Here is a 21074-nt window from a genome sequence, read left to right as displayed (position 1 = left end):
CGGCGGCGCCTGCGTCCGCGCCGCCCGCCGGTGTGGCTCCTGACACACCGGCGGGCTATGCTCCTGACATGTCACGATTCAGTCCCCTGGAGTGGCCGGTCCTCCGGCAGATCCGTTCGGGCGACTTGCTCGGTCGCGGACCGGCGGTGACCTCGGAGCGCACCCGGACGACGAGCCCGCGCACGACCACCGCGGACCGGGTCGTGCAGAGCGTCTGCCCGTACTGCGCGGTCGGCTGCGGCCAGCGGGTGTACGTCAAGGACGAGAAGGTCGTCCAGATCGAGGGCGACCCGGACTCGCCGATCTCCCGCGGACGCCTGTGCCCCAAGGGCGCGGCCAGCGAGCAGCTGGTCAACGCCCCCGGCCGGCAGACCGAGGTGCTCTACCGTGCGCCCCGGGCCACCGAGTGGCAGCGGCTGGACCTCGGCACCGCCCTCGAGATGGTGGCCGACCGCGTCCTCGAGGCCCGCCGCAACGGCTGGCAGGACGCCGACGAGCAGGGCCGTCCGCTGCGCCGCACGATGGGCTTCGCCGCCCTGGGCGGCGCCACGCTGGACAACGAGGAGAACTACCTCATCAAGAAGCTCTTCACCGCCGCGGGAGCGATCCAGATCGAGAACCAGGCCCGTATTTGACACTCCGCCACGGTTCCCGGTCTGGGAGCCTCGTTCGGACGTGGCGGTGCCACGCAGTCCCTGCAGGACATGGCCAACGCCGACTGCATCGTCATCCAGGGCTCCAACATGGCCGAGTGCCACCCCGTGGGCTACCAGTGGGTGACGGAGGCCAAGGCGCGCGGCGCCCGGGTCATCCACGTCGACCCGCGCTTCACCCGCACCTCGGCGGTCGCTGACAAGCACGTCCCGATCCGGGCCGGCTCGGACATCGTCCTGCTCGGCGCCCTGGTCAACCACGTGCTCACCCACGACCTGTGGTTCGAGGAGTACGTGCGCGCCTACACCAACGCCGCCACGCTGGTGAACGAGGACTACCGCGACGCCGAGGACCTCGACGGGCTGTTCTCCGGGTTCGACCCGGAGACCGGCCAGTACGACATGTCCACCTGGGCCTACGCCGAGAACGAGGGCGGCGCCGGGGACCACGACGGCCGGGTGGACGCACCCGCGGGCGACCCCGACCACGGCGCCGAGGAGGGGGCGGAGGCCGTGGACGAGGCCGCCGGCCAGCAGCTCGGCAGCGGCGGCGCCCCGATGGAGCACGCCCGCATGCAGCGCGACGAGACCCTGCAGGACCCCCGGACGGTGTTCCAGATCCTCAAGCGGCACTACGCGCGCTACACCCCCGAGATGGTGCAGGAGGTGTGCGGCGTCTCCCCCGAGGACTTCGCGTACCTGGCCCGCTCCATCACGGAGAACTCCGGGCGGGAGCGGACCACGTGCTTCGCCTACGCCGTGGGCTGGACCCAGCACAGCCTGGGCGCGCAGTACATCCGCACCGCGTCCATCCTGCAGCTGCTGCTGGGCAACATGGGCCGCCCCGGCGGCGGGATCATGGCCCTGCGCGGGCACGCCAGCATCCAGGGCTCGACCGACATCCCCACGCTGTTCAACCTGCTGCCCGGCTACCTGCCCATGCCGGTGGCCGGCACCCACGACACGTTCGACGACTACCTGGCCGCGATCGCGTCGAAGAAGCAGAAGGGCTACTGGGCCGAGGCCGACGCCTACACGACGAGCCTGCTCAAGGCCTGGTGGGGGGACGCCGCCACCGCGGACAACGACTGGGCCTACGACTACCTCCCGCGCCTCACCGGCGCGCACGGCACCTTCCAGACGCTGACGAAGATGCTCGACGACGAGGTGGAGGGCTACTTCCTGCTCGGCCAGAACCCCGCGGTGGGCTCCTCCAACGGCCGGATGCAGCGGATGGCCATGTCCCACCTCAAGTGGCTGGTGGTGCGGGACCTCAACCTCATCGAGTCGGCGACCTGGTGGAAGGACGGCCCGGAGATCGCCTCGGGCGAGCTGCGCACCGAGGACATCGAGACCGAGGTGTTCTTCCTGCCCGCGGCCACGCACGTGGAGAAGTCGGGCACCTTCACCCAGACCCAGCGGCTGCTGCAGTGGCGCCACCAGGCCGTGGCCCCGCCGGGCGAGTGCCAGAGCGAGCTGCAGTTCTTCTTCGAGCTGGGCCGGCGGATCCGGGAGCGGCTGGCCGGGTCCGGGGACGAGCGCGACCGCCCGCTGCTCGACCTCACCTGGGACTACCCCGTCGACGAGCACGGCGAGCCGGACCCCGAGGCGGTGCTCGCCGAGATCAACGGCCGGCACCTCACCGGCCCGGACGCCGGGAAGCCGCTGTCCTCGTACACCGAGATGCGGGCGGACGGCTCGACCTCCGGCGGCTGCTGGATCTACACCGGGGTCTACGCCGACGGCGTCAACCGTGCCGCCGCCCGCAGACCCGGCGAGGAACAGGGTCCCGCCGCGCTCGAGTGGGGCTGGGCGTGGCCGGCCAACCGTCGGCTGCTCTACAACCGCGCCTCGGCGGACCCGGAGGGCCGGCCCTGGAGCGAGCGCAAGAAGCTCGTGTGGTGGGACGAGGAGCAGGACCAGTGGGTCGGGGACGACGTGCCCGACTTCCCGCTCCACCTCGCCCCGGGCACCCGCCCCGACCCCGACTCCGGGGGCGCGGCCGCGCTCGCCGGCGACGACCCGTTCATCATGCAGGCCGACGGCAAGGGCTGGCTGTACGCGCCCAAGGGCGTGCTGGACGGGCCGCTGCCCACGCACTACGAGCCGCAGGAGTCGCCGGTCGCCAACGCCCTGTACACCCAGCAGCGCAACCCCTCCCGGGTGCTGTTCGCCCGCCAGGACAACCTCACCGCCCCGAGCGCCGGGGAGCCGGGGGCGGACGTGTACCCCTACGTGTTCACCACGTACCGGCTCACCGAGCACCACACCGCCGGCGGCATGAGCCGGTGGCTGCCGTACCTCTCGGAGCTGCAGCCGGAGATGTTCTGCGAGGTCTCCCCCGAGCTCGCCGCCGAGTGCGGGCTGGAGCCGTACGGCTGGGCCACGATCGTCTCGCCCCGGGCGGCGATCGAGGTGCGGGTTCTCGTCACCGAGCGGATGACCCCGCTCGTGGTGCGCGGGCACACCGTGCACCAGATCGGCCTCCCGTACCACTGGGGCGTGGGCGACGACGCCGTGGTCAGCGGCGACTCCGCCAACGACCTGCTGGGCCTGACCCTCGAGCCCAACGTGCAGATCCAGGACTCCAAGGTGGGCTCGTGCCACATCCGCCCGGGCCGCCGGCCGCGGGGTCCCGAGCTGCTCGACCTGGTCCTGGAGTACCAGCAGCGCGCGGGCGCCACCGTGGAGACCGGCAACACCCGGATCGACGTCCCCGGCACCGACCGGAGCACCGATCCGGGCACCGACCCGACCACCGACCCGATGAGGGAGCACTGATGGGCCAGCTGGCCGGACCGACCGATCCCACGGCCGACGCGCACTGGAAGCACGCGCACGCGCGGAAGGGCTTCTTCACGGACACCTCGATCTGCATCGGGTGCAAGGCCTGCGAGGTGGCCTGCAAGGAGTGGAACCAGAACCCCCAGGACGGGGACCTCGAGCTGCTCGAGTCCTCCTACGACAACACCGGCGCCCTGGGTGCCAGCACCTGGCGGCACGTGGCGTTCGTCGAGCAGGACAGCGAGCGGATCGAGGAGGCCCGCGAGTCCGGGCGCAAGCTCGTGAGCCTGGGCATGCCGCGCGTCGGCCCGCCCGAGGCGCGCCCGCAGCCGGCCGCCGGGGACACCACCCCGCCGAACACCGAGGAGTTCCGCTGGCTGATGTCCTCGGACGTCTGCAAGCACTGCACGCACGCCGGGTGCCTCGACGTGTGCCCCACCGGGGCGCTGTTCCGCACCGAGCACGGCACCGTGGTGGTCCAGGACGACGTGTGCAACGGGTGCGGCACCTGCGTGGCCGGCTGCCCGTTCGGCGTGATCGAGCGGCGCACCGACGGCACGGCCGCCCCGCGCACGGAGCGGGACGGGCAGCCGGGCAAGCCGGACAAGCCTGCGGTGAAGAACGTGGGCGTCGCCCAGAAGTGCACCCTGTGCTACGACCGCATGGTGGACGACCAGACGCCCGCGTGCGCGCAGACGTGCCCCACCACGTCCATCAAGTACGGCGAGCACGACGACATGGTCGAGACGGCCCGGCACCGGGTCGCCGAGCTGCACGCCCAGGGGCGCACCGAGGCGCGGCTCTACGGCGCGAACGAGCTGGACGGCGTGGGCGGCACCGGCTCGGTGTTCCTGCTGCTCGACGAGCCGGAGGTCTACGGGCTCCCGCCCGACCCGCGGGTGCCGACCGCGGACCTGCCCCGGATGTACCAGCGGGCCGGACTGGCCGCGGCGGGCATGCTCGCCGCCGCCGCCCTGGCCTTCGCGGGGGGCCGCTCGTGAGCCTGTCCGAGTTCGACGGCTACCGTCCGCCCGAGCCGCCGCGCCGCCGGCGGCGGGACGGCCCGCGCCGCCGGGGCGCCGGGCAGGGCGGCGGCGACGGCTCCCGGGAGATGCCGATGGTCCCGGAGCCGGAGTTCGGCTCCTACTACGGCCGCCCGGTGGTCAAGCCGGCGCCCTGGGGCCACGAGGTCGCCGCGTACCTGTTCCTCGGCGGCGTGGCCGGCGGCTCCGCGCTGCTCGCGCTCGGCGGTCAGCTCACGGGCCGGGCCGAGCTGCGCCGCAACGCCCGGCTGGGCTCGGTGACCGCGCTCGGTCTCGGCGGCGCGGCGCTGGTCGCGGACCTCGGCCGCCCGGAGCGCTTCCTGCACATGCTGCGCACGTTCAAGCCGACCTCGCCGATGAGCATGGGCACGTGGATCCTCAGCGCGTTCGGGGCCGGCATGGGGACCGCGGTCGCGTCCGAGGTGGACCGGATGACCGGCTCCCGCCTTCCGCTGGGCCCGCTGCGCCCGGTGCTGCGGGCCGTGGAGGGCCCGGCCGGCGTCGAGGCCGCGGTCTTCGCGGGCCCGCTCGCCGCGTACACCGCGGCGCTGCTCTCCGACACGGCGACGCCCACCTGGAACGCCGCCCGCGAGGACCTGGCGTTCGTCTTCGTGAGCTCGGCGAGCCTCGCCTCGGGCGGCCTGGCCATGGTCACGACCTCGGTCGGCGAGGCCGGCCCCGCCAGGCGGCTGGCCCTGCTGGGCGTGGCCGGTGAGCTGATCGCCACGAAGCTGATGGAGCGCCGGATGGACCCGGTGGCGGCCGAGCCGCTGCACCACGGCCAGGCCGGGACCATGCTGGCGTGGAGCGAGCGGCTGGCGGTCGCCGGCGGTCTCGGCACGCTGCTGGGCGGGCGGCACCGGGCCGTCGCCGCGGTCTCGGGGCTGGCGCTGCTGGCGTCCTCGGCGCTCACCCGGTTCGGCGTGATGGAGGCCGGTCTGCACTCGGCCGTGGACCCCCGCTACACGATCGAGCCGCAGAAGGCCCGGCTGGCCGCCCGGCGCGCCGCAGGGATCACCGACGACTCGATCACGACCGTCGGCTGAGCGCCCGGCGCCGTGCCCCGGCGGGGCTCAGCGCACGTGGAGTCCGGACCCGGCCACGGTGTGGCCCACCACGGGGTAGCCCGGCACCTCGCCGACCACGAGCAGGCCGCCCGAGGTCTGCGCGTCGGCCAGCAGGAGCAGGTCGTCCTCGGTGACACCGGTCCCCGCCCGCAGGTGCGGGCGCACCCAGTCCAGGTTGCGGCGGGTCCCGCCGGAGACGTAGCCGTCCCGCAGCGCCTCGGCCGCGCCCTCCACGAGGGGCACGGCGCTCCGGTCGAGCACCGCGCCCACCCCGGAGGCACGGCACATCTTGTGCAGGTGCCCGAGCAGGCCGAAGCCGGTGACGTCCGTGGCCGCCCGGGCCCCGGCCGCCAGCGCCGCCTCGGCCGCGTCCCGGTTGAGCCGGGTCATCGTGGCGAGCGCCTCGGCGAAGACCTCGCCGGTCGCCTTGTGCCGGTTGTTGAGCAGTCCCACGCCGATGGGCTTGGTGAGGGTCAGGGGCAGCCCCGGTGCGGCGGCGTCGTTGCGCAGCAGCCGGTCCGGGTGGGCAACGCCGGTCACGGCCATGCCGTACTTCGGCTCGGGGTCGTCGATGGAGTGCCCCCCGATCACCGGGCACCCTGCCTCGGAGGCGACCGCCAGGCCGCCGCGGAGCACCTCGGTCATCAGCTCCATGGGCAGCACGTCGCGGGGCCAGCCCACGAGGTTGATGGCCATGACCGGGCGCCCGCCCATGGCATAGACGTCCGAGAGCGCGTTCGCGGCGGCGATCCGGCCCCAGTCGTAGGCGTCGTCGACCACCGGGGTGAAGAAGTCGGCGGTGGACAGCACCGCGAGGTCCTCGCGCACCAGGACGGCCGCGGCGTCGTCGCCGTCGTCGAGACCGACCAGCACGCCGTCCCCCGCCTGGCCGGTGAGGCCCCGGACCGCGTCCTCGAGCTCGCCGGGCGGGATCTTGCACGCGCATCCGCCGCCGTGGGCGAAGCCGGTCAGGCGGACCGTCCCGGGCGCTGGCAGGGGCGGGGTCGGCGTCCGGGTCTGTTCCATGTCGTCAGCCTACTGGTGACGGCGGTGCTAGGTTGGGTGACGGAGGCGTCCGGGTCCTGGTGGGCCCCCCGGTCTTCAAAACCGGTGAGGCCGAGCACCTCGGCCTGGCGGGTTCGATTCCCGTCCGCCTCCGCCAACCCCCTGCGCCGCCCACCCGCGCACCGACCACCCGCACCGCGTGCCGCCCGACGAGGAGGGACTGTGGCCCTGGACGACCCGCGCCGCCTGATCCCGCGCACCGACCAGCTCCTGGCCCTGCCGCCCGTCCGCCGGGCGCTCGAGCGGCTGAGCGAGGACGTCGTCCGCGCGCTGGTGCGCGAGACCCAGGACCGGGCGCGGCGCGGCGAGATCGCCCCCGGCGAGGTCGAGCCGGCGGTGCTCGCCGCGCTCGGGGCCCGCTCCGCCTCGAGCCTGACGCCGGTGCTCAACGCCACCGGCGTGGTGGTGCACACCAACCTCGGCCGCGCCCCGCTGTCCGCGGCGGCGCTCGACGCGCTGGTGACGGCCGGCGGGTACGTCGACGTGGAGCTCGACCTGGTGAGCGGCACCCGCTCCCGCCGCGGCGCCGCCGCCCGGGCGGCCCTGCTCGCCGCCTGCCCACCCGCCGAGGACGCCCTGGTCGTCAACAACGGCGCGGCCGCCCTCGTGCTGGCCACCACGGCCCTGGCCGCCGGCCGCGAGGTGGTGATCAGCCGCGGCGAGCTCGTCGAGATCGGGGCCGGCTTCCGGCTGCCGGAGCTGATCGAGTCGACCGGCGCCCGGCTGCGCGAGGTGGGCACGACCAACCGGACCCACCTGCGCGACTACGCCGAGGCGATCGGCCCGGAGACCGGCTGCCTGCTCAAGGTGCACCCGAGCAACTTCCGGCTGGAGGGGTTCACCTCGGCCGTCGAGGTCGACGAGCTGCGGCCGCTGGCCCGGGCCCACGGCCTGCCCCTCGTGGCGGACCTCGGCAGCGGGCTCCTCGTCCCGGACCCGCAGCTGCCGTCCGAGCCCGACGCCGCCTCGGCCCTCGAGGGCGGTGCCGACCTCGTCATCGCGAGCGGCGACAAGCTGCTCGGCGGCCCGCAGGCCGGGCTGCTGCTCGGCGGCTCGGACGCCGTCGCCCGGCTGGCCGCCCACCCCCTCGCCCGGGCGGTCCGCGCCGACAAGCTCGCGCTCGCGGCCCTGGAGGCCACGCTCACCGGGGGGCCCGCCCCGGTCACGACCGCGCTGCACGCGGACCCGGACCGGCTCCGCGACCGGGCCGAACGGCTCGGCGCGGCCGTCGGCGCACCCGTGGTCGCCCACGACGGCCGTGTCGGCGGCGGCGGCGCGCCCGGCGTTCCGCTGCCGGGGTGGGCGGTGCGGCTGCCCGAGGCGGCGGCCCCGCTGCTGCGCACCGGCCGCCCGGCCGTGCTCCCCCGGGTCCACGACCGCGCGTGCCTGGTCGATCTGCGCTGCGTGCCCGAGTCCGAGGACGAGCGCCTGCGCGCGGCGGTGCAGGCGGCCCTGACCGCCCTGACCGGGGCGGACGGCGGCCCGGGAGGGACCCGGTGAGCGTGCACGTCGTCGCCACGGCCGGGCACGTCGACCACGGCAAGAGCACCCTGGTGCGGGCCCTCACCGGGATGGAGCCCGACCGGTGGGAGGAGGAGCGCCGCCGCGGGCTGACCATCGACCTGGGCTACGCCTGGACCGCGCTGCCGTCCGGGCGCGACGTGGCCTTCGTGGACGTCCCGGGCCACGAGCGCTTCCTCGGCAACATGCTCGCCGGTCTCGGACCGGCTCCCGTGGTCTGCTTCGTGGTCGCCGTCGACGAGGGCTGGCAGGCCCAGTCCGGCGACCACCGCGACGCCGTCGCGGCCCTCGGCATCGAGCACGGCGTGGTGGTGCTCACCCGCGCCGACAGGGCCCCCGGGCGCACCGGCGAGGTCCTCGCCCAGGTCCGCGCGGAGCTGGCCGGGACCGGTCTGCACGACGCGCCCGTGGTCACCGTCTCGGCCCTCGAGGGCACGGGCCTCGACGAGCTGCGCGCCGTCCTCGACGACGTCCTGGCGCGGGCGCCCGCCCCCGCCCAGGGGCGGCTGCGGCTGTGGGTGGACCGGTCCTTCACGATCACCGGCTCCGGGACGGTGGTGACCGGCACGCTGGCCGCGGGATCGCTCCGGCAGGGCGACCGGCTGCACCTGCTCGGCCACGGCGGAGCCGTGCCGGTCGTGGTCCGGGGCATGCACAGCCGGAACGTGGCCCACACCGCGCTGGAGCCGTGCACCCGCGTGGCGCTCAACCTGCGGGGGGTCTCCGCCTCCGACGTGCACCGCGGCGACGCCCTGGTCACCCCCGGCACGTGGCCGCTCACCGACGTCCTCGACGTCCGCCGGGCCACCGGCCCCGCCCTCACGGACACGGCCGAGCACCTCGTGGTCCACGCCGGCACCGCGGCCGTGCCCGCCCGGCTGAGCCCGTTCGACGACGACCACGCCCGGCTGGTCCTGGACCGGCCCCTGCCCCTGGTCCTCGGGGACCGCCTGGTGCTCCGCGACCCCGGCAGCCGCTCGGTGCTCGGCGGCGCCCAGGTCCTCGACGCCGACCCGCCCGCGCTGCGGCGGCGCGGCGACCGGGCGCGCCGCGCCGTCCGGCTCGCCGGCACGGACCTGCGCGGGGACGTCGGCGCGGAGGTGGCCCGCCGCGGCGCGGTCCAGGCGCAGCACCTGCACCGCCTCGGGCTGGTGACCACCGCGGACGCCGCCCCGCCCGGCGACGTGCGCGCACTCGGCGGCTGGTGGGTGCACGCCCCCGTGCTCGAGTCCTGGACGCAGCGGCTGCGCACCGCCGTGGAGGAGCTGCACGCCCGGGATCCCCTGGCCGCGGGTCTCTCGCGGGGCGCCGCCCGCGACCTGCTCGCGCTGCCCGACGCCGCGCTGGTCGACCCCGTGGTCCGCGGCGCCGGCCTGGAGCAGGACGGCGGGCACATCCGGTCCCCGCACCACCGCGGCGGCCTCGGCGCCCACGAGACCGCGGTGCTCGAGCTGGAGCGGCGGCTCGGGGCCGAGCCCTTCCGGAGCCCGGAGGCCGACGAGCTGACGGCGCTGCGGCTCGGCGCCCGCGAGCTCGCCGCGGCCGAGCGCACCGGCCGGCTGCTCCGGCTGGGGGACGGCGTCGTGCTGCTCCCCACCGCCCCCGCCCTGGCGATGCGCGAGCTCGCCCGGCTGCCGCAGCCCTTCACCACGAGCCAGGCCCGCCAGGCGCTCGGCACCTCCCGGCGCGTCGCGATCCCGCTGCTCGAGCACCTCGACGCCCGCGGCTGGACCCGGCGGCTGGACGCCGGCCACCGGACCGTGGCGCGCTGAGCCCTCGGCCCGGGACGGGGCTCCGCCGGCCGGTTCCTATCCGCGCAGCGCCCTGAGGTGCTCGACCGCCTGGGGCAGCACCTTCTGCAGGTCGCCCACGATGCCGAGGTCGGCGATCTCGAAGACCGGCGCGTGCTCGTCCTTGTTCACGGCCACGATCGTGCCCGCCGTCTGCATCCCGGCGCGCTGCTGGACGGCCCCGGAGATCCCGCACGAGACGTAGAGCTGCGGGGAGACGGTGCGCCCGGTCTGGCCCACCTGCGCCTCGGGGCCGATCCACCCGGCGTCCACCGCCGCGCGGGAGGCCCCGATCGCGCCGCCGAGGACGTCGGCGAGCGCCTCGAGCGGCCCGAAGTCCCCGCCCGTGCCGCGGCCGCCGGCCACGACCACGCGCGCCTCGCCCAGCGCCGGGCGCCCGGAGGCCGGCAGCGCGGACCGGCCCACCACCCGGGCCGCGGGCACGGTGTCCGCGAGCGCGTGCGTGCGCACCCGCGGGCGCTGCACCCCGGCAGACCCCGCGCCGGGGGCGCCCGCGGCGGCGTGGGCCGCGGGGTCGGCGGGGAGCTCGACCGAGTTGGGGCGGACGGTCGCGATCAGCACCGGGCTCGTGGCCCGGCACCGGGTGGTCCACCCGCCGGCGAGGACGGACTTGGTGGCGACGAGGTCGGCGTCGAGGGCGACCACGTCGGTGACCACCCCGGCCCCGAGCCGCACGCCCAGGCGCGCGGCGACGTCCTTGGCCTCGGGGGTGGCGGCGAGCAGCAGCGCCGTGGCGCCGGTCTCCCGGGCGGCGGCCTCCGCGAGCGCGACCGCCGGCGTGGTGAGCCGGTCGCCGGGCCCGCCCTCCGCGGCGTGCACGGTGCCCACCCCGTGGGCGGCGAGCTCGCCGAGCAGGGCGTCGCCGGGCGCGTCCGGCACGACGACGTGCGTCTCGCCCAGCGTGCCGGCGAGCACGAGCAGCTCCCGGTCGGCGCGGCGCAGCCGGTCCGTGGTGGCCAGCACCACCAGTGCGACGGTCGTGGTCGTGGTCGTGGTCATGGTCGTCCTCCTCCTGCCCGGCGGGCGGGCGCGTGCGATGGGGGTCCGGCGGGGTGCGGCCGGGTGCTCAGACGAGCCTCCGGGCCACGAGGAACTCGGCGAGGCGGATGCCGCCCTCGCCGTCGTCGGCCACGACCTCCCCGGCGGTCCGGGGCGGGCGCGGCACGGCGTCGAGCACCTCGGTGAGCGAGCCGGCGAGGCCCACGTCCCCGGTGTCCAGGCCGAGGTCGGCGACGGACCACGTCTGCACGGGCTTCTTCTTGGCCGCCATGATCGCCTTGAAGGTGGGGTAGCGCGGGGTGTTGACCTGGTCCGTCACGGCCACGAGCGCCGGCAGGTCCGCGGCGACCCGGAGGGCCTCGGTCTCGGTGTGCCGGACGGCCGTGAGCGAGGCGCCGTCCTCGGCCAGCGCCAGGGAGCTCGCGAAGCCGACGTGGGCGAGGCCGAGCCGCTCGGCGAGCTGACCGGGGACCAGGGACGTCTCGCCGTCGGTGGAGGCCATGCCGGTGAGCACGAGGTCCACGGCCCGGTCCTCAGCCGCGGCGATCCGCTGCACCGCCGCGGCGAGCACCCGGGCGGTGACCCAGGCGTCGGAGCCGGCGAGGGCGTCGTCGAGCACGTGGAACCCGGCGTCGGCGCCCAGCTGGAGGGCGCGCTTGAGCGCGCCCGTCGCACCCGCGGGTCCCAGGGTGAGGGCGAGCACGCGGTGCCCGGCCGCCGCGCCCCCGTGCGTCTCCACGATCTGCACGGCGGTCTCGAGGGCGTACTCGTCGAGCTCGGAGAGGATCCCGGACGCGCGCTCGAGCAGGGGCGGGCTCCCGGCGAGGACGCGGTCCCCCGCGGCGTCGGGGACGTGCTTGACGGGGACGACGATCGTCAGGGGCTGGCTCATGGTCTCCTCCGGGCGGGACGGGGATGGACGGGACGGGGCCGGTGACGGGGTGGTGACGGGCGGTCCGCGCGGACGGACGGGGTCTCAGGCGTCCGCGCGGCGCACGAGGCGCTCGGCGTGGCGGATCAGGGGTGCGTCGACCATCCGCCCGCGGAACGCGAAGACGCCGGGGGTGCGGCGGGCGGCGGCGAGCAGCTCCCGGGCGGCAGCGACCTCCTCGGCACCGGGCCGGTAGGCGGCGCGGACGGTCTCGACCTGCCCGGGGTGGAGGCAGGCGGTGGCCGCGAAGCCGGAGGCCGCCGCGTCGAGGGCCTCCTCGCGCAGCCCGTCGTGGTCGGCGAGGTCGACGTGCACCGCGTCGATCGCGGGCCGGCCGGCGGCGCCGGCCGCGAGCAGGACGGCGGAGCGGGCGTGGCGGGCCACGTCCCGGTAGGCGCCGTCCCGGCGCCGGGACGAGCTGCCGCCGAGCGAGGCCACGAGGTCCTCGGCGCCCCACATCAGCGCGACCACGTTGGGGGACCGGGCGATCTCGGCCGCGTTGACCACGCCCTCCGCGGTCTCGCACAGCGCGACGACGCGGTGCAGGCCCAGCTCGGCGGCGACGGCGAGCCGTTCCGCGGAGGCGGTCTTGGGCAGCATCACGGTGGTGTACCCGGTGTGCCGCAGGGCGACGAGGTCGTGGGCGAAGTCCTCGGTGTCCTCGGCGTTGATCCGCACGACCGTGCGGGCGGGGTCCAGGGGCGTGGCCACGAGGGCGTCCCGGGCGGCGGGCTTGGCGGAGGGCGCCACGGCGTCCTCGAGGTCCAGGATCACGGCGTCGGCGCGCTCGGCCGCCTTGGCGTAGCGCTCGGGGCGGTCGGCCGGGCAGAACAGCAGGGCGGGTCCGAGGGTGAACGGGTCGGTCATCGGGGCTCCTTGGCCGGGGGTCGCGGCGGGGTGTCGCGGTGGGGCTTCACGGTGTGCTGTCACTGCGGGGCGGCATCGCGGGACCACACGAGCACCGAGCGGGTGCACTCGGCCACCACGACGCCCTCCTGGTTGCGGCCCACGTGCTTCACGCGGACGATGCCCTGCCCGGGCCGGGAGGCCGAGGGGCGGGCGCCGAGGACCTCGGAGGACGAGTACAGGGTGTCCCCGTGGAAGAGCGGGTGCGGGAAGGCGACCTCCTCGAAGCCCAGGTTCGCCACGATGGTGCCCTGGGTCAGCTGGGCCACGGACGCCCCCACGATGGTCGAGAGGGTGAACATGGAGTTCACGAGCCGCCGGCCGAAGGGCTGGCGCCCGGACCACGCGGCGTCCAGGTGCAGGGACTGGGTGTTCATGGTGAGGGTCGTGAACAGCACGTTGTCCGCCTCGGTCACGGTCCGGCCCGGGGCGTGCTCGTAGACGGTGCCGACCTCGAACTCCTCGAACCACAGCCCGCGCTGGCGGACCACCCGGCGCTCCTCGGTCACGGCGGCCCCCTCAGAGTCCGAGCTCGCGGGCGATGAGCATGAGCTGCACCTCGGTGGTGCCCTCGCCGACCTCGAGGATCTTGGCGTCCCGGTAGTGGCGGGCCACCCGGAACTCGTTGATGAACCCGTAGCCGCCGAAGACCTGGGTGGCGTCCCGGGCGTTGTCCATCGCGGCCTCCCCGGCCACGAGCTTGGCGATCGCGGCCTGCGTCTTGAACGGCCGCCCGGCGAGCATCCGGGACGCGGCGTCGTAGTAGGCCAGCCGGGCGGTGTGGGCGCGGGCCTGCATCCGGGCGATCTTGAAGGAGACGGCCTGGTTGTCCCCGATGGGGCGGCCGAAGGACCGCCGCTCCCGCGCGTAGCGCACGGACTCCTCGACGCAGCCCTGGGCCGCGCCCGTGGCCAGGGCCGCGATGGCGATGCGGCCCTCGTCGAGGATGGACAGGAAGTTGGCGTAGCCGCGGCCCTCCTCCCCCAGCAGGTTCTCCTCGGGGACGCGGACGTCCTGGAGGGACAGCGGGTGGGTGTCCGAGGCGTTCCAGCCGACCTTGTCGTAGGCCTGCTCGGCGCGGAAGCCGGGGGTGTCCGTGGGGACGATGATCGTGGAGATGTCCTTGCGCACCCGCCCGTCCGGCAGCTCCGTGGTGCCGGTGACCGCGGTGACGTTCACCAGGCGGGTGATCGCCGTGCCGGAGTTGGTGATGAACTCCTTGGCGCCGTCGATCACCCACTGCCCGTCCTCCCGCTTCGCGGTGGTGCGGGTCCCGCCGGCGTCCGAGCCGGCCTCCGGCTCGGTGAGCCCGAACCCGGCGAGCGCCCGGCCCGCGGCGAGATCGGGGAGCCACCGCTGCTTCTGCTCCTCGGTGCCGAAGCGGTGGATGGGCATGGCGCCCAGCGACACCCCGGCCTCGAGGGTGATGGCCACGGACTGGTCGACGCGGGCGATCTGCTCCAGCGCCAGGCACAGGGCGAAGTAGTCCCCGCCCATCCCCCCGTACTCCTCGGGGAAGGGCAGGCCGAACAGGCCCATCTCCCCCATCTGCGCCACGATGTCGTAGGGGAACTCGTGCGCGGCGTCGTACCGCGCGGAGACCGGGGCGATCACCTCGTCGGCGAAGTCGCGGACGGTGTCGGAGAGGTCCTGGTACTCCTCGTCGAGCTCGAAGTTCATGGGGTGCGCTCCTGGTCGGTCGGACGGGGGTCGGTCTGCGGGCGGGTGCCGGGGTCCTCCGGGGCGCCGCCGGGAGTCCCGGCGGGAGCGCCGTCCGGCACGTCGTCGCGGGCGTCCCCGGGGACCGGTGCGGGCACGCCCTCGGGGACGACGTCGGGGACCACGCGGGCGAGCAGCTGGTGCAGCGCCACGCGGTCACCGGCCCGCACGGAGAGCTCGGCGGTGCCGGCGGTGGGGGCGGTCAGGCGGTGCTCCATCTTCATGGCTTCGACCACCACCACGGTCTGCCCCTCGGCGACCCGGTCCCCGGTGGCGGCCGGGACGGCGACCACGGTGCCGGGCATGGGCGAGTGCAGCTCCGGGGCGGCGGGCCCGGCCGTGCGCTCGAGGGCGGCCAGCGACCGCTCGAGCCGGGCCTCGCGGGTCAGCACCCGGAGCTCGTAGGCGCAGCCGCCCTCGCCCACCCAGACGCTGTCCGCGCCCGCGGCCACGTGGACCACCCGGGCCGTCCCGCCGCTCTCGAGCAGGTGCGCGGCCGGGCGGCCCGGCAGCGGGGTCAGGCGCACGGCGGGGTCCACGGCGGTCCGCCGGGGCTCCTCGAGCCCGTGGGCCAGCACCACCGTGGGCCGGACGCGGCCGGCGGCCCGCCAGCCGTCCGGGCGGGACCAGGGGCCCGTGTCCCCGGCGGGGCGCGGGTCGGCGGGCCGGTGCCGGGCGAGGTGGGCGGCCGCGGCGGCGAAGTGGCTCTCGTCGGGTGCCGTGAACTCCAGCTCCGGCAGGCGCCGCTCGATGAGGGTCGTGTCCATGACCCCGGCGCGCACCCCGGGATCGGCCAGCAGGGCGCGCAGGTACTCGGTGTTGGTGCCCACCCCGAGCACCACGGTGTCCGCCAGGGCCAGGTCGAGCCGGTCGAGGGCCTGGACCCGGTCGGCGCCCCAGGCGACGACCTTGGCGAGCAGCGGGTCGTAGTCCGAGCCCACGGTCAGCCCCGGTGCCAGCGCGGAGTCCACGCGGATCCCCGGGCCGGAGGCCTCCTCCAGGGCGAGCACGGTGCCGGCGGTGGGCAGGAAGCCGCGGGCGGGGTCCTCGGCGTAGAGCCGGGCCTCGACCGCGTGGCCGGTGAGCACCACGTCCTCCTGCGCCAGGTCCAGCGGCTCCCCCGCGGCGACGCGGATCTGCTGCGCCACGAGGTCCGTGCCGGTGACCAGCTCGGTGACGGGGTGCTCCACCTGCAGGCGGGTGTTCATCTCCATGAAGTAGAAGGTCCCGGGCTGCGCGGCGGGCACCAGGAACTCCACGGTGCCCGCACCGGTGTAGCCCACGGAGCGGGCCACCCGGCAGGCGGCCTGCCCGATCCGCTCCCGGGTGGCGGGGTCCAGCAGCGGCGAGGGCGCCTCCTCGATGACCTTCTGGTGCCGCCGCTGCAGGGAGCACTCCCGCTCCCCCAGGTGGACCACGGCCCCGTGGGCGTCGGCGAGGACCTGCACCTCGATGTGCCGGGGGGACTCGACGAGCTGCTCGAGGAGCAGGGTGTCGTCGCCGAAGGCGGCCGCGGCCACCCGGCGGGCCGTGGCCAGGGCCTCCGGCAGCTCGTCCGGGGCCGCCACCACGTGCATGCCCTTGCCGCCGCCCCCGGCCGAGGGCTTGATCAGGATCGGGTACGTCATCCCGGCGGCCGCGGCCGCCAGGGCGTCGTCGTCGAGACCGGGCTCGGAGACCCCGGGGACCGTGGGCACCCCGGCGGCGGACACGTGCCGCTTGGCGCGGATCTTGTCGCCCATCGTCTCGAGGGCCTCCACGCCGGGGCCGATGAACACGATCCCCGCGTCCGCGCACGCCCGGGCGAAGGCGGCGTTCTCGGACAGGAACCCGTAGCCGGGGTGGATCGCCTGCGCGCCGGTGGCCCGCGCCGCCCCGAGCACGGCGTCGATGCGCAGATAGCTCTCGGCCGGGGCCGCCGGGCCCACGCACACGGCCGTGTCGGCCTCCCGCACGTGCACCGCGTCCCGGTCGGCCTCGCTGTAGACCGCGACCGAGCGGATCCCCAGCGCCCGGAGCGTGCGCAGGACCCGGCGGGCGATCTCCCCGCGGTTGGCCACGAGGACGACGTCGAAGCGGCGCGGCGGCGTGCCGGCGGTCACGGGGATCACATCCTGAAGAGGCCGAAGGCCGGCTCGGGCAGCGGGGTCCGGGAGCAGACCTCGAGGGCCAGCCCGAGCACCTCCCGGGTGTCGGTGGGGGCGATCACGCCGTCGTCCCAGAGCCGGGCGGTGGAGTACCAGGGGCTGCCCTGGGCCTCGTACCGGGCCCGGATGGGCGCCATGAACGCCTCGCGCTCGGCCGGGTCCCACTCCTGCCCGCGGGCGGCCAGCTGGTCGGCCTTCACGGTGGCCAGCACCGAGGCGGCCTGGGCCCCGCCCATCACCGAGATCCGCGCCTGGGGCCAGAGGAACAGGAAGCGCGGGGAGTAGGCCCGCCCGCACATCGAGTAGTTGCCGGCCCCGAAGGAGCCGCCGATCACCACGGTGAGCTTGGGCACCCGGGTGGTGGCCACGGCCGTGACCATCTTGGCGCCGTGCTTGGCGATGCCGCCGGCCTCGTAGTCGCGGCCCACCATGAAGCCGGTGATGTTCTGCAGGAACAGCAGGGGGATCCCGCGCTGGTCGCACAGCTCGACGAAGTGGGCGCCCTTCAGCGCCGACTCCGCGAAGAGCACCCCGTTGTTGGCCACGATGCCCACGGGGTGGCCGTGGACGTGGGCGAAGCCGGTGACCAGCGTGGTGCCGTACTCGGCCTTGAACTCGGCGAAGCGGCTGCCGTCCACGAGCCGGGCGATGACCTCGTGCACGTCGTAGCCGGAGTTGGGGTCGACCGGCACCGCCCCGGGGAGCTCGTCCTCGGCCACGGCCGGGGGCGCGGGCTCCCTCACCGGCCAGGCCCGCGGGCCCGGCGGCGGCAGGGTCGCCACGATGTCCCGGACGATCTGCAGGGCGTGGGCGTCGTTCTCGGCGAGGTGGTCGACCACCCCGGACGTCCGGGCGTGCAGCTCTCCGCCGCCGAGCTCCTCGGCGGTGACCTCCTCGCCGGTGGCGGCCTTCACCAGCGGCGGGCCGCCCAGGAAGATCGTGCCCTGCCCGCGCACGATGACGGTCTCGTCGCTCATCGCCGGGACGTAGGCCCCGCCAGCGGTGCAGGAGCCGAGCACGGCCGCGATCTGCGCGATGCCCGCCGCCGAGAGGTGGGCCTGGTTGAAGAAGATCCGCCCGAAGTGCTCCCGGTCCGGGAAGATCTCGTCCTGCAGCGGCAGGTACGCCCCGCCCGAGTCGACGAGGTAGACGCAGGGCAGCCGGTTCTCCAGGGCGATCTCCTGGGCGCGCAGGTGCTTCTTGACCGTCACGGGGTAGTAGGTGCCGCCCTTGACCGTGGCGTCGTTGCACACGACCATCACCTGCCGGCCGTGGACCAGGCCGATCCCGGCGATCAGGCCGGCCCCCGGGCACTCGTCGTCGTACATCCCCTCCGCGGCCAGGGCGCCGAGCTCCAGGAACGGGCTGCCCTCGTCCAGCAGGTGATCCACCCGCTCGCGCGGCAGCAGCTTGCCGCGCGCCACGTGCCGCCGCCGGGAGGCCTCGGGCCCGCCCTGCGCCGCCCGCTCCAGGCGCCGGGTCAGCTCCTCGGCGAGCCCCTGCTGGGCGGCCGCGTTGGCGGCGAACTCCGCGCCGCCCGGATCGACCTGGGTGCTCAGCACGCGCATGGGTTCCCTCCGCTCCGGGCCGGCCGTCCGGGGATGCCATTTCGGTTAATCACGACTAACTTGGGGTTCAGGTTAGTGGTGGCTCACTAGAATGTCCAGGAATCCGACCCCGAGAGCAGGACCCGTGACCCAGACCCAGCGCGGCCCCGGCCCGCCCACCACCGTGCGCGGGCAGGCCAAGGCCCGGCGGCGCCAGGACCTCCTGGCCGCCTCCGCCACGCTCTTCGCCGAGCGCGGCTTCGCCGGCGTCTCGATCGACGACATCGGCGCCGCCGCGGGGGTCAGCGGGCCCGCGGTCTACCGGCACTTCCCGCGCAAGCAGGCGGTCCTGGGCGCGATCCTGCTCGAGGTCAGCCACGACCTGCTCGACCGGGGCCGCGAGGTGGTGGCCCGCTCCCCCGATCCGGCCCGGCGGCTGCGGGCGCTGATCTCCTTCCAGGTGGAGTTCGCGCTGCACCGTCCCGCCGTGATCGTGGTGCAGGACCGGGAGCTGCCGAACCTGACCGAGGAGGACCGCCGCGCGGTCCGCGTCCTGCAGCGCGGCTACGTGACGCTGTGGGTGGACGCCCTGCAGGAGCTGGCCCCGGCGCGCGACGTCGCGGAGCTCACCCTGCGCGCCCAGGCCGCCTTCGGGCTCATCAACTCGACCCCCCACTCCCTGCGGACGGCCCACCGGCTGCGCGCCCCGCAGGACGCGGGGCGGCTCGACGCGGCCCGGGCCGCCCTCGAGGAGATGACCTGGGCCGCGCTGCGCACCGCGTTCGCCCCGACCCCCACCAGCACAGGAGGCACCCCGTGACCGAGACCCCGGCGTTCTACGAGGAGGAGCACGAGGAGTTCCGCGAGGTGGCCCGCGAGTTCACGACCCGCGAGGTGGCCCCGCACTACGCCGCGTGGGACGCCCAGCACATGATGCCCCGCAGCCTGTGGACGGCCGCCGGCGGGGCCGGCCTGCTCGGCCTCGCCGTGCCCGAGGAGTTCGGCGGCATGGGCCTGACGGACTACCGGTTCCGCGCCGTGCTCGACGAGGAGCTGGTCCGCCAGGGCGCCCTCGGCGTGGCCCTGGCCCTGCACCTGCACGACGACTGGGTGCTGCCCCACCTGCTCGCCCACGGCACCGACGAGCAGAAGCGGCGGTGGCTGCCGCGCATGCTCACGGGGGAGCTCGTCACCTCCGTGGCCTGGACCGAGCCGGGCGCGGGCTCCGACCTGCGCGGGGTGCGCACCCGGGCCGTGCGCGACGGCGAGGAGTGGGTGCTCACCGGTCAGAAGACGTTCATCGGCAACGGGATCAGCGGGGACGCCGCCCTCGTCCTGGCGCGCACGGACGGGGGGACCGGGCGCGCCGGGGAGGACGCCCTCAGCCTGTTCCTGGTGCACAAGGCGGACTCCCCCGGCTACGGGACGGGCAAGCAGCTCGACAAGATGGGGGTCAGGGCCTCGGACACCGCCGAGCTGTTCTTCGAGGACGTCCGGGTCCCGGCGGTGAACCTCGTCGGCGCCGAGGGCGGCGGGCTGCGGCAGATCCAGCAGGTGCTGCCGCAGGGGCGGCTGGCGGTGGCCGTGGCCGCGAGCGCCGTCGCCCGCTCGACCCTGGCGGACACCCTCCGGTACACCGGCGAGCGCACGGCCTTCGGCTCCCGGGTGCTGGACTTCCAGCACACCCGGTTCGAGCTCGCGGAGCTGACGGTCGAGGTGGAGGTCGTCGAGGCCTACGTGCAGCGGGCGGTGCACGCGTTCAACGCGGGGACCCTGGACGTGGTGGGGGCGTCCAAGGCCAAGTACTGGGCCGGCGAGCGGGCGCGGTCCGTCACCGACCGGTGCCTCCAGCTGCACGGCGGCTACGGGTACATCCTCGACTACCCGGTGGCGCAGGCCTATCTCGCGGCCCGGCTGCTGACGATCTTCGGGGGCACCAGCGAGATCCTGCGGGAGACCATCGGGCGGGCCGTGGCCGACGAGGCGTGAGGAGCGCCCCGGTCAGCGCACCTCCAGGGACGCCCGCCCGGTCCGGCGGGCCGCCGGTGCCGCGCCGAGCCGCTGGGACACCTCCCGCGCCGCCGCCACGGCGGCGGCCGCGAGCAGCTCGGCCTGTTCCGGCGTGACCCGGTAGCGGGGCGCGGCGACCATGACGGCCGCGACCAGCTGGTCCCGGTGGTCGCGGACGGCGGCGGCGACCCCGACCTCCTCCACGGAGGTCTTGCCGTAGTTGAGGGCCACCCCGTCCTCGGCGACCTGCCGCAGGGACTCCAGGTAGAGCTCGATGCCCGCCTCGGTGGGATCGGGCAGCTCGACGATCCCGGACAGCAGCAGCGCCCGGACCCGCTCCGGCGGCTGCTCGGCGAGGAAGATCTGCACCGAGGCGCTCAGGGCCGTGTCGTACCGGGTGCCCAGCGGGGTGGTGTGCTTGATCTGCCGCGGGCTGGGGATCTGCTCCACGCACACGGCCTGGTCGCCGTTCCAGACCAGCAGCGCGCTGGTCTCCTGAGTCTGCTCGGTCAGCTCGAGCAGCACGGGGTACGCCACCCGCCGCTCGTCCATTTCCGCGAGCAGCGGGCCGGCCACGGAGATCAGGCCGAGCCCCAGGCGGTAGCGCCGCGTCTGCGGGTCGCGCTCCACCACGTCCTCCCGCTCCAGGGTGGCCAGGAGCCGGGAGACGGTGCTCTTGTGCAGGCCCACGCGCGCCGCGATCTCGGTCACCCCGAGCGTGGGCTCGGCCGCGGAGAAGCACCGCAGCACCCGCAGGGCGTGGGAGACGACGGACGCCGCGCGGGCTTCGCTCGAGGAGGCGCTGGCCGGTGATTCAGTCATAGGACTCTCCATTCTCCTGCACTTTTCGCACCTCTTTTTAGAAGCCGTC

Annotated in this window: 16 protein-coding genes and 1 tRNA gene; 8 read left to right on the top strand and 9 right to left on the bottom strand. The window is 75.5% G+C overall.

The window, feature by feature from the left end:
• Nucleotides 1-68 precede the first annotated feature (68 nt).
• The 3 genes from fdh to nrfD are packed head-to-tail and all read left to right on the top strand — an operon-like array spanning nucleotide 69 to nucleotide 5526.
• A complete protein-coding gene (gene fdh, locus H488_RS26315; RefSeq protein WP_181821146.1) occupies nucleotides 69-3434 on the top strand; it encodes a formate dehydrogenase in 3366 nt (1121 codons plus the stop codon).
• Complete coding sequence (locus H488_RS26310; protein WP_017833144.1) at nucleotides 3434-4438, top strand: 4Fe-4S dicluster domain-containing protein; 1005 nt, start codon at nucleotides 3434-3436, stop codon at nucleotides 4436-4438. Before fdh ends, H488_RS26310 begins: the two co-directional genes overlap by 1 nt.
• Nucleotides 4435-5526 (top strand): NrfD/PsrC family molybdoenzyme membrane anchor subunit, encoded by a 1092-nt coding sequence (gene nrfD / locus H488_RS26305; RefSeq protein ID WP_017833143.1) that lies wholly within the window; start codon nucleotides 4435-4437, stop codon nucleotides 5524-5526. The genes H488_RS26310 and nrfD overlap by 4 nt, the downstream gene beginning before the upstream one ends.
• Nucleotides 5527-5553: 27 nt before the next feature.
• On the opposite strand, the gene selD is transcribed toward nrfD, so the two are convergent.
• On the bottom strand, nucleotides 5554-6573 hold the full coding sequence (gene selD / locus H488_RS26300; RefSeq protein ID WP_017833142.1) for a selenide, water dikinase SelD: 1020 nt from the start codon (nucleotides 6571-6573) through the stop codon (nucleotides 5554-5556).
• Between the two features lie 41 nt (nucleotides 6574-6614).
• Here selD and H488_RS26295 point away from each other — a divergent pair.
• The 3 genes from H488_RS26295 to selB all read left to right on the top strand — a co-directional run bounded on the left by H488_RS26295 (nucleotide 6615) and on the right by selB (nucleotide 9905).
• Nucleotides 6615-6709, top strand: a tRNA-Sec gene (locus H488_RS26295).
• A 65-nt stretch (nucleotides 6710-6774) separates the two neighbouring features.
• Nucleotides 6775-8112 (top strand): L-seryl-tRNA(Sec) selenium transferase, encoded by a 1338-nt coding sequence (selA, locus tag H488_RS26290; protein WP_017833141.1) that lies wholly within the window; start codon nucleotides 6775-6777, stop codon nucleotides 8110-8112.
• Between the two features lie 2 nt (nucleotides 8113-8114).
• A complete protein-coding gene (gene selB, locus H488_RS26285; protein WP_031282870.1) occupies nucleotides 8115-9905 on the top strand; it encodes a selenocysteine-specific translation elongation factor in 1791 nt (596 codons plus the stop codon).
• Between the two features lie 36 nt (nucleotides 9906-9941).
• Here the strand turns inward: selB and H488_RS26280 are convergent, their stop codons facing one another.
• The 7 genes from H488_RS26280 to H488_RS26250 form a co-directional block, all read right to left on the bottom strand.
• Complete coding sequence (locus tag H488_RS26280; RefSeq protein WP_017833139.1) at nucleotides 9942-10943, bottom strand: electron transfer flavoprotein subunit alpha/FixB family protein; 1002 nt, start codon at nucleotides 10941-10943, stop codon at nucleotides 9942-9944.
• Nucleotides 10944-11010: 67 nt separating this feature from the next.
• The gene (locus tag H488_RS26275; RefSeq protein WP_017833138.1) at nucleotides 11011-11835 is read right to left on the bottom strand and encodes an electron transfer flavoprotein subunit beta/FixA family protein; all 825 of its coding nucleotides are present in this window, start codon (nucleotides 11833-11835) and stop codon (nucleotides 11011-11013) included.
• Between the two features lie 84 nt (nucleotides 11836-11919).
• Nucleotides 11920-12741 carry an HpcH/HpaI aldolase/citrate lyase family protein gene (locus H488_RS26270; RefSeq protein WP_017833137.1) on the bottom strand — a complete coding sequence of 274 codons (822 nt, stop codon included), beginning with the start codon at nucleotides 12739-12741 and terminating at the stop codon, nucleotides 11920-11922.
• A gap of 59 nt (nucleotides 12742-12800) precedes the next feature.
• A complete protein-coding gene (locus tag H488_RS26265) occupies nucleotides 12801-13289 on the bottom strand; it encodes a MaoC family dehydratase (RefSeq protein ID WP_031282867.1) in 489 nt (162 codons plus the stop codon).
• A 10-nt stretch (nucleotides 13290-13299) separates the two neighbouring features.
• Nucleotides 13300-14460 carry an acyl-CoA dehydrogenase family protein gene (locus H488_RS26260; protein ID WP_017833135.1) on the bottom strand — a complete coding sequence of 387 codons (1161 nt, stop codon included), beginning with the start codon at nucleotides 14458-14460 and terminating at the stop codon, nucleotides 13300-13302.
• The gene (locus tag H488_RS26255; RefSeq protein WP_017833134.1) at nucleotides 14457-16610 is read right to left on the bottom strand and encodes an ATP-binding protein; all 2154 of its coding nucleotides are present in this window, start codon (nucleotides 16608-16610) and stop codon (nucleotides 14457-14459) included. The genes H488_RS26260 and H488_RS26255 overlap by 4 nt, the downstream gene beginning before the upstream one ends.
• Nucleotides 16607-18214 (bottom strand): carboxyl transferase domain-containing protein, encoded by a 1608-nt coding sequence (locus H488_RS26250; protein WP_017833133.1) that lies wholly within the window; start codon nucleotides 18212-18214, stop codon nucleotides 16607-16609. The genes H488_RS26255 and H488_RS26250 overlap by 4 nt, the downstream gene beginning before the upstream one ends.
• A 124-nt stretch (nucleotides 18215-18338) precedes the next feature.
• Between H488_RS26250 and H488_RS26245 the strand changes: the two genes are divergently transcribed.
• Together H488_RS26245 and H488_RS26240 are read left to right on the top strand one after the other, a co-directional pair.
• Nucleotides 18339-19013, top strand: coding sequence for a TetR/AcrR family transcriptional regulator (locus tag H488_RS26245; protein WP_017833132.1), 675 nt, complete (start codon nucleotides 18339-18341; stop codon nucleotides 19011-19013).
• Nucleotides 19010-20182, top strand: coding sequence for an acyl-CoA dehydrogenase family protein (locus H488_RS26240; protein WP_017833131.1), 1173 nt, complete (start codon nucleotides 19010-19012; stop codon nucleotides 20180-20182). The genes H488_RS26245 and H488_RS26240 overlap by 4 nt, the downstream gene beginning before the upstream one ends.
• 12 nt (nucleotides 20183-20194) lie before the next feature.
• On the opposite strand, the gene H488_RS26235 is transcribed toward H488_RS26240, so the two are convergent.
• The gene (locus H488_RS26235; RefSeq protein ID WP_017833130.1) at nucleotides 20195-21025 is read right to left on the bottom strand and encodes an IclR family transcriptional regulator; all 831 of its coding nucleotides are present in this window, start codon (nucleotides 21023-21025) and stop codon (nucleotides 20195-20197) included.
• Nucleotides 21026-21074: the final 49 nt, after the last annotated feature.

This window comes from Kocuria sp. UCD-OTCP (genome assembly GCF_000349605.1).
GTDB lineage: Bacteria > Actinomycetota > Actinomycetes > Actinomycetales > Micrococcaceae > Kocuria > Kocuria rosea.
The sequence above is the reverse complement of the archived record's forward strand: the minus strand, read 5'-3'. Positions and strand labels throughout refer to the sequence as shown.

Excerpts from the sequence above, each read along its gene's own strand:
- H488_RS26310 (WP_017833144.1), top strand. The coding sequence starts at position 3,434 with ATGGGCCAGCTGGCCGGACCGACCGATCCCACGGCCGACGCGCACTGG.
- selD (WP_017833142.1), bottom strand. The coding sequence starts at position 6,573 with ATGGAACAGACCCGGACGCCGACCCCGCCCCTGCCAGCGCCCGGGACG.
- H488_RS26280 (WP_017833139.1), bottom strand. The coding sequence starts at position 10,943 with ATGACCACGACCACGACCACGACCGTCGCACTGGTGGTGCTGGCCACC.
- H488_RS26275 (WP_017833138.1), bottom strand. The coding sequence starts at position 11,835 with ATGAGCCAGCCCCTGACGATCGTCGTCCCCGTCAAGCACGTCCCCGAC.
- H488_RS26270 (WP_017833137.1), bottom strand. The coding sequence starts at position 12,741 with ATGACCGACCCGTTCACCCTCGGACCCGCCCTGCTGTTCTGCCCGGCC.
- H488_RS26260 (WP_017833135.1), bottom strand. The coding sequence starts at position 14,460 with ATGAACTTCGAGCTCGACGAGGAGTACCAGGACCTCTCCGACACCGTC.
- H488_RS26250 (WP_017833133.1), bottom strand. The coding sequence starts at position 18,214 with ATGCGCGTGCTGAGCACCCAGGTCGATCCGGGCGGCGCGGAGTTCGCC.
- H488_RS26235 (WP_017833130.1), bottom strand. The coding sequence starts at position 21,025 with ATGACTGAATCACCGGCCAGCGCCTCCTCGAGCGAAGCCCGCGCGGCG.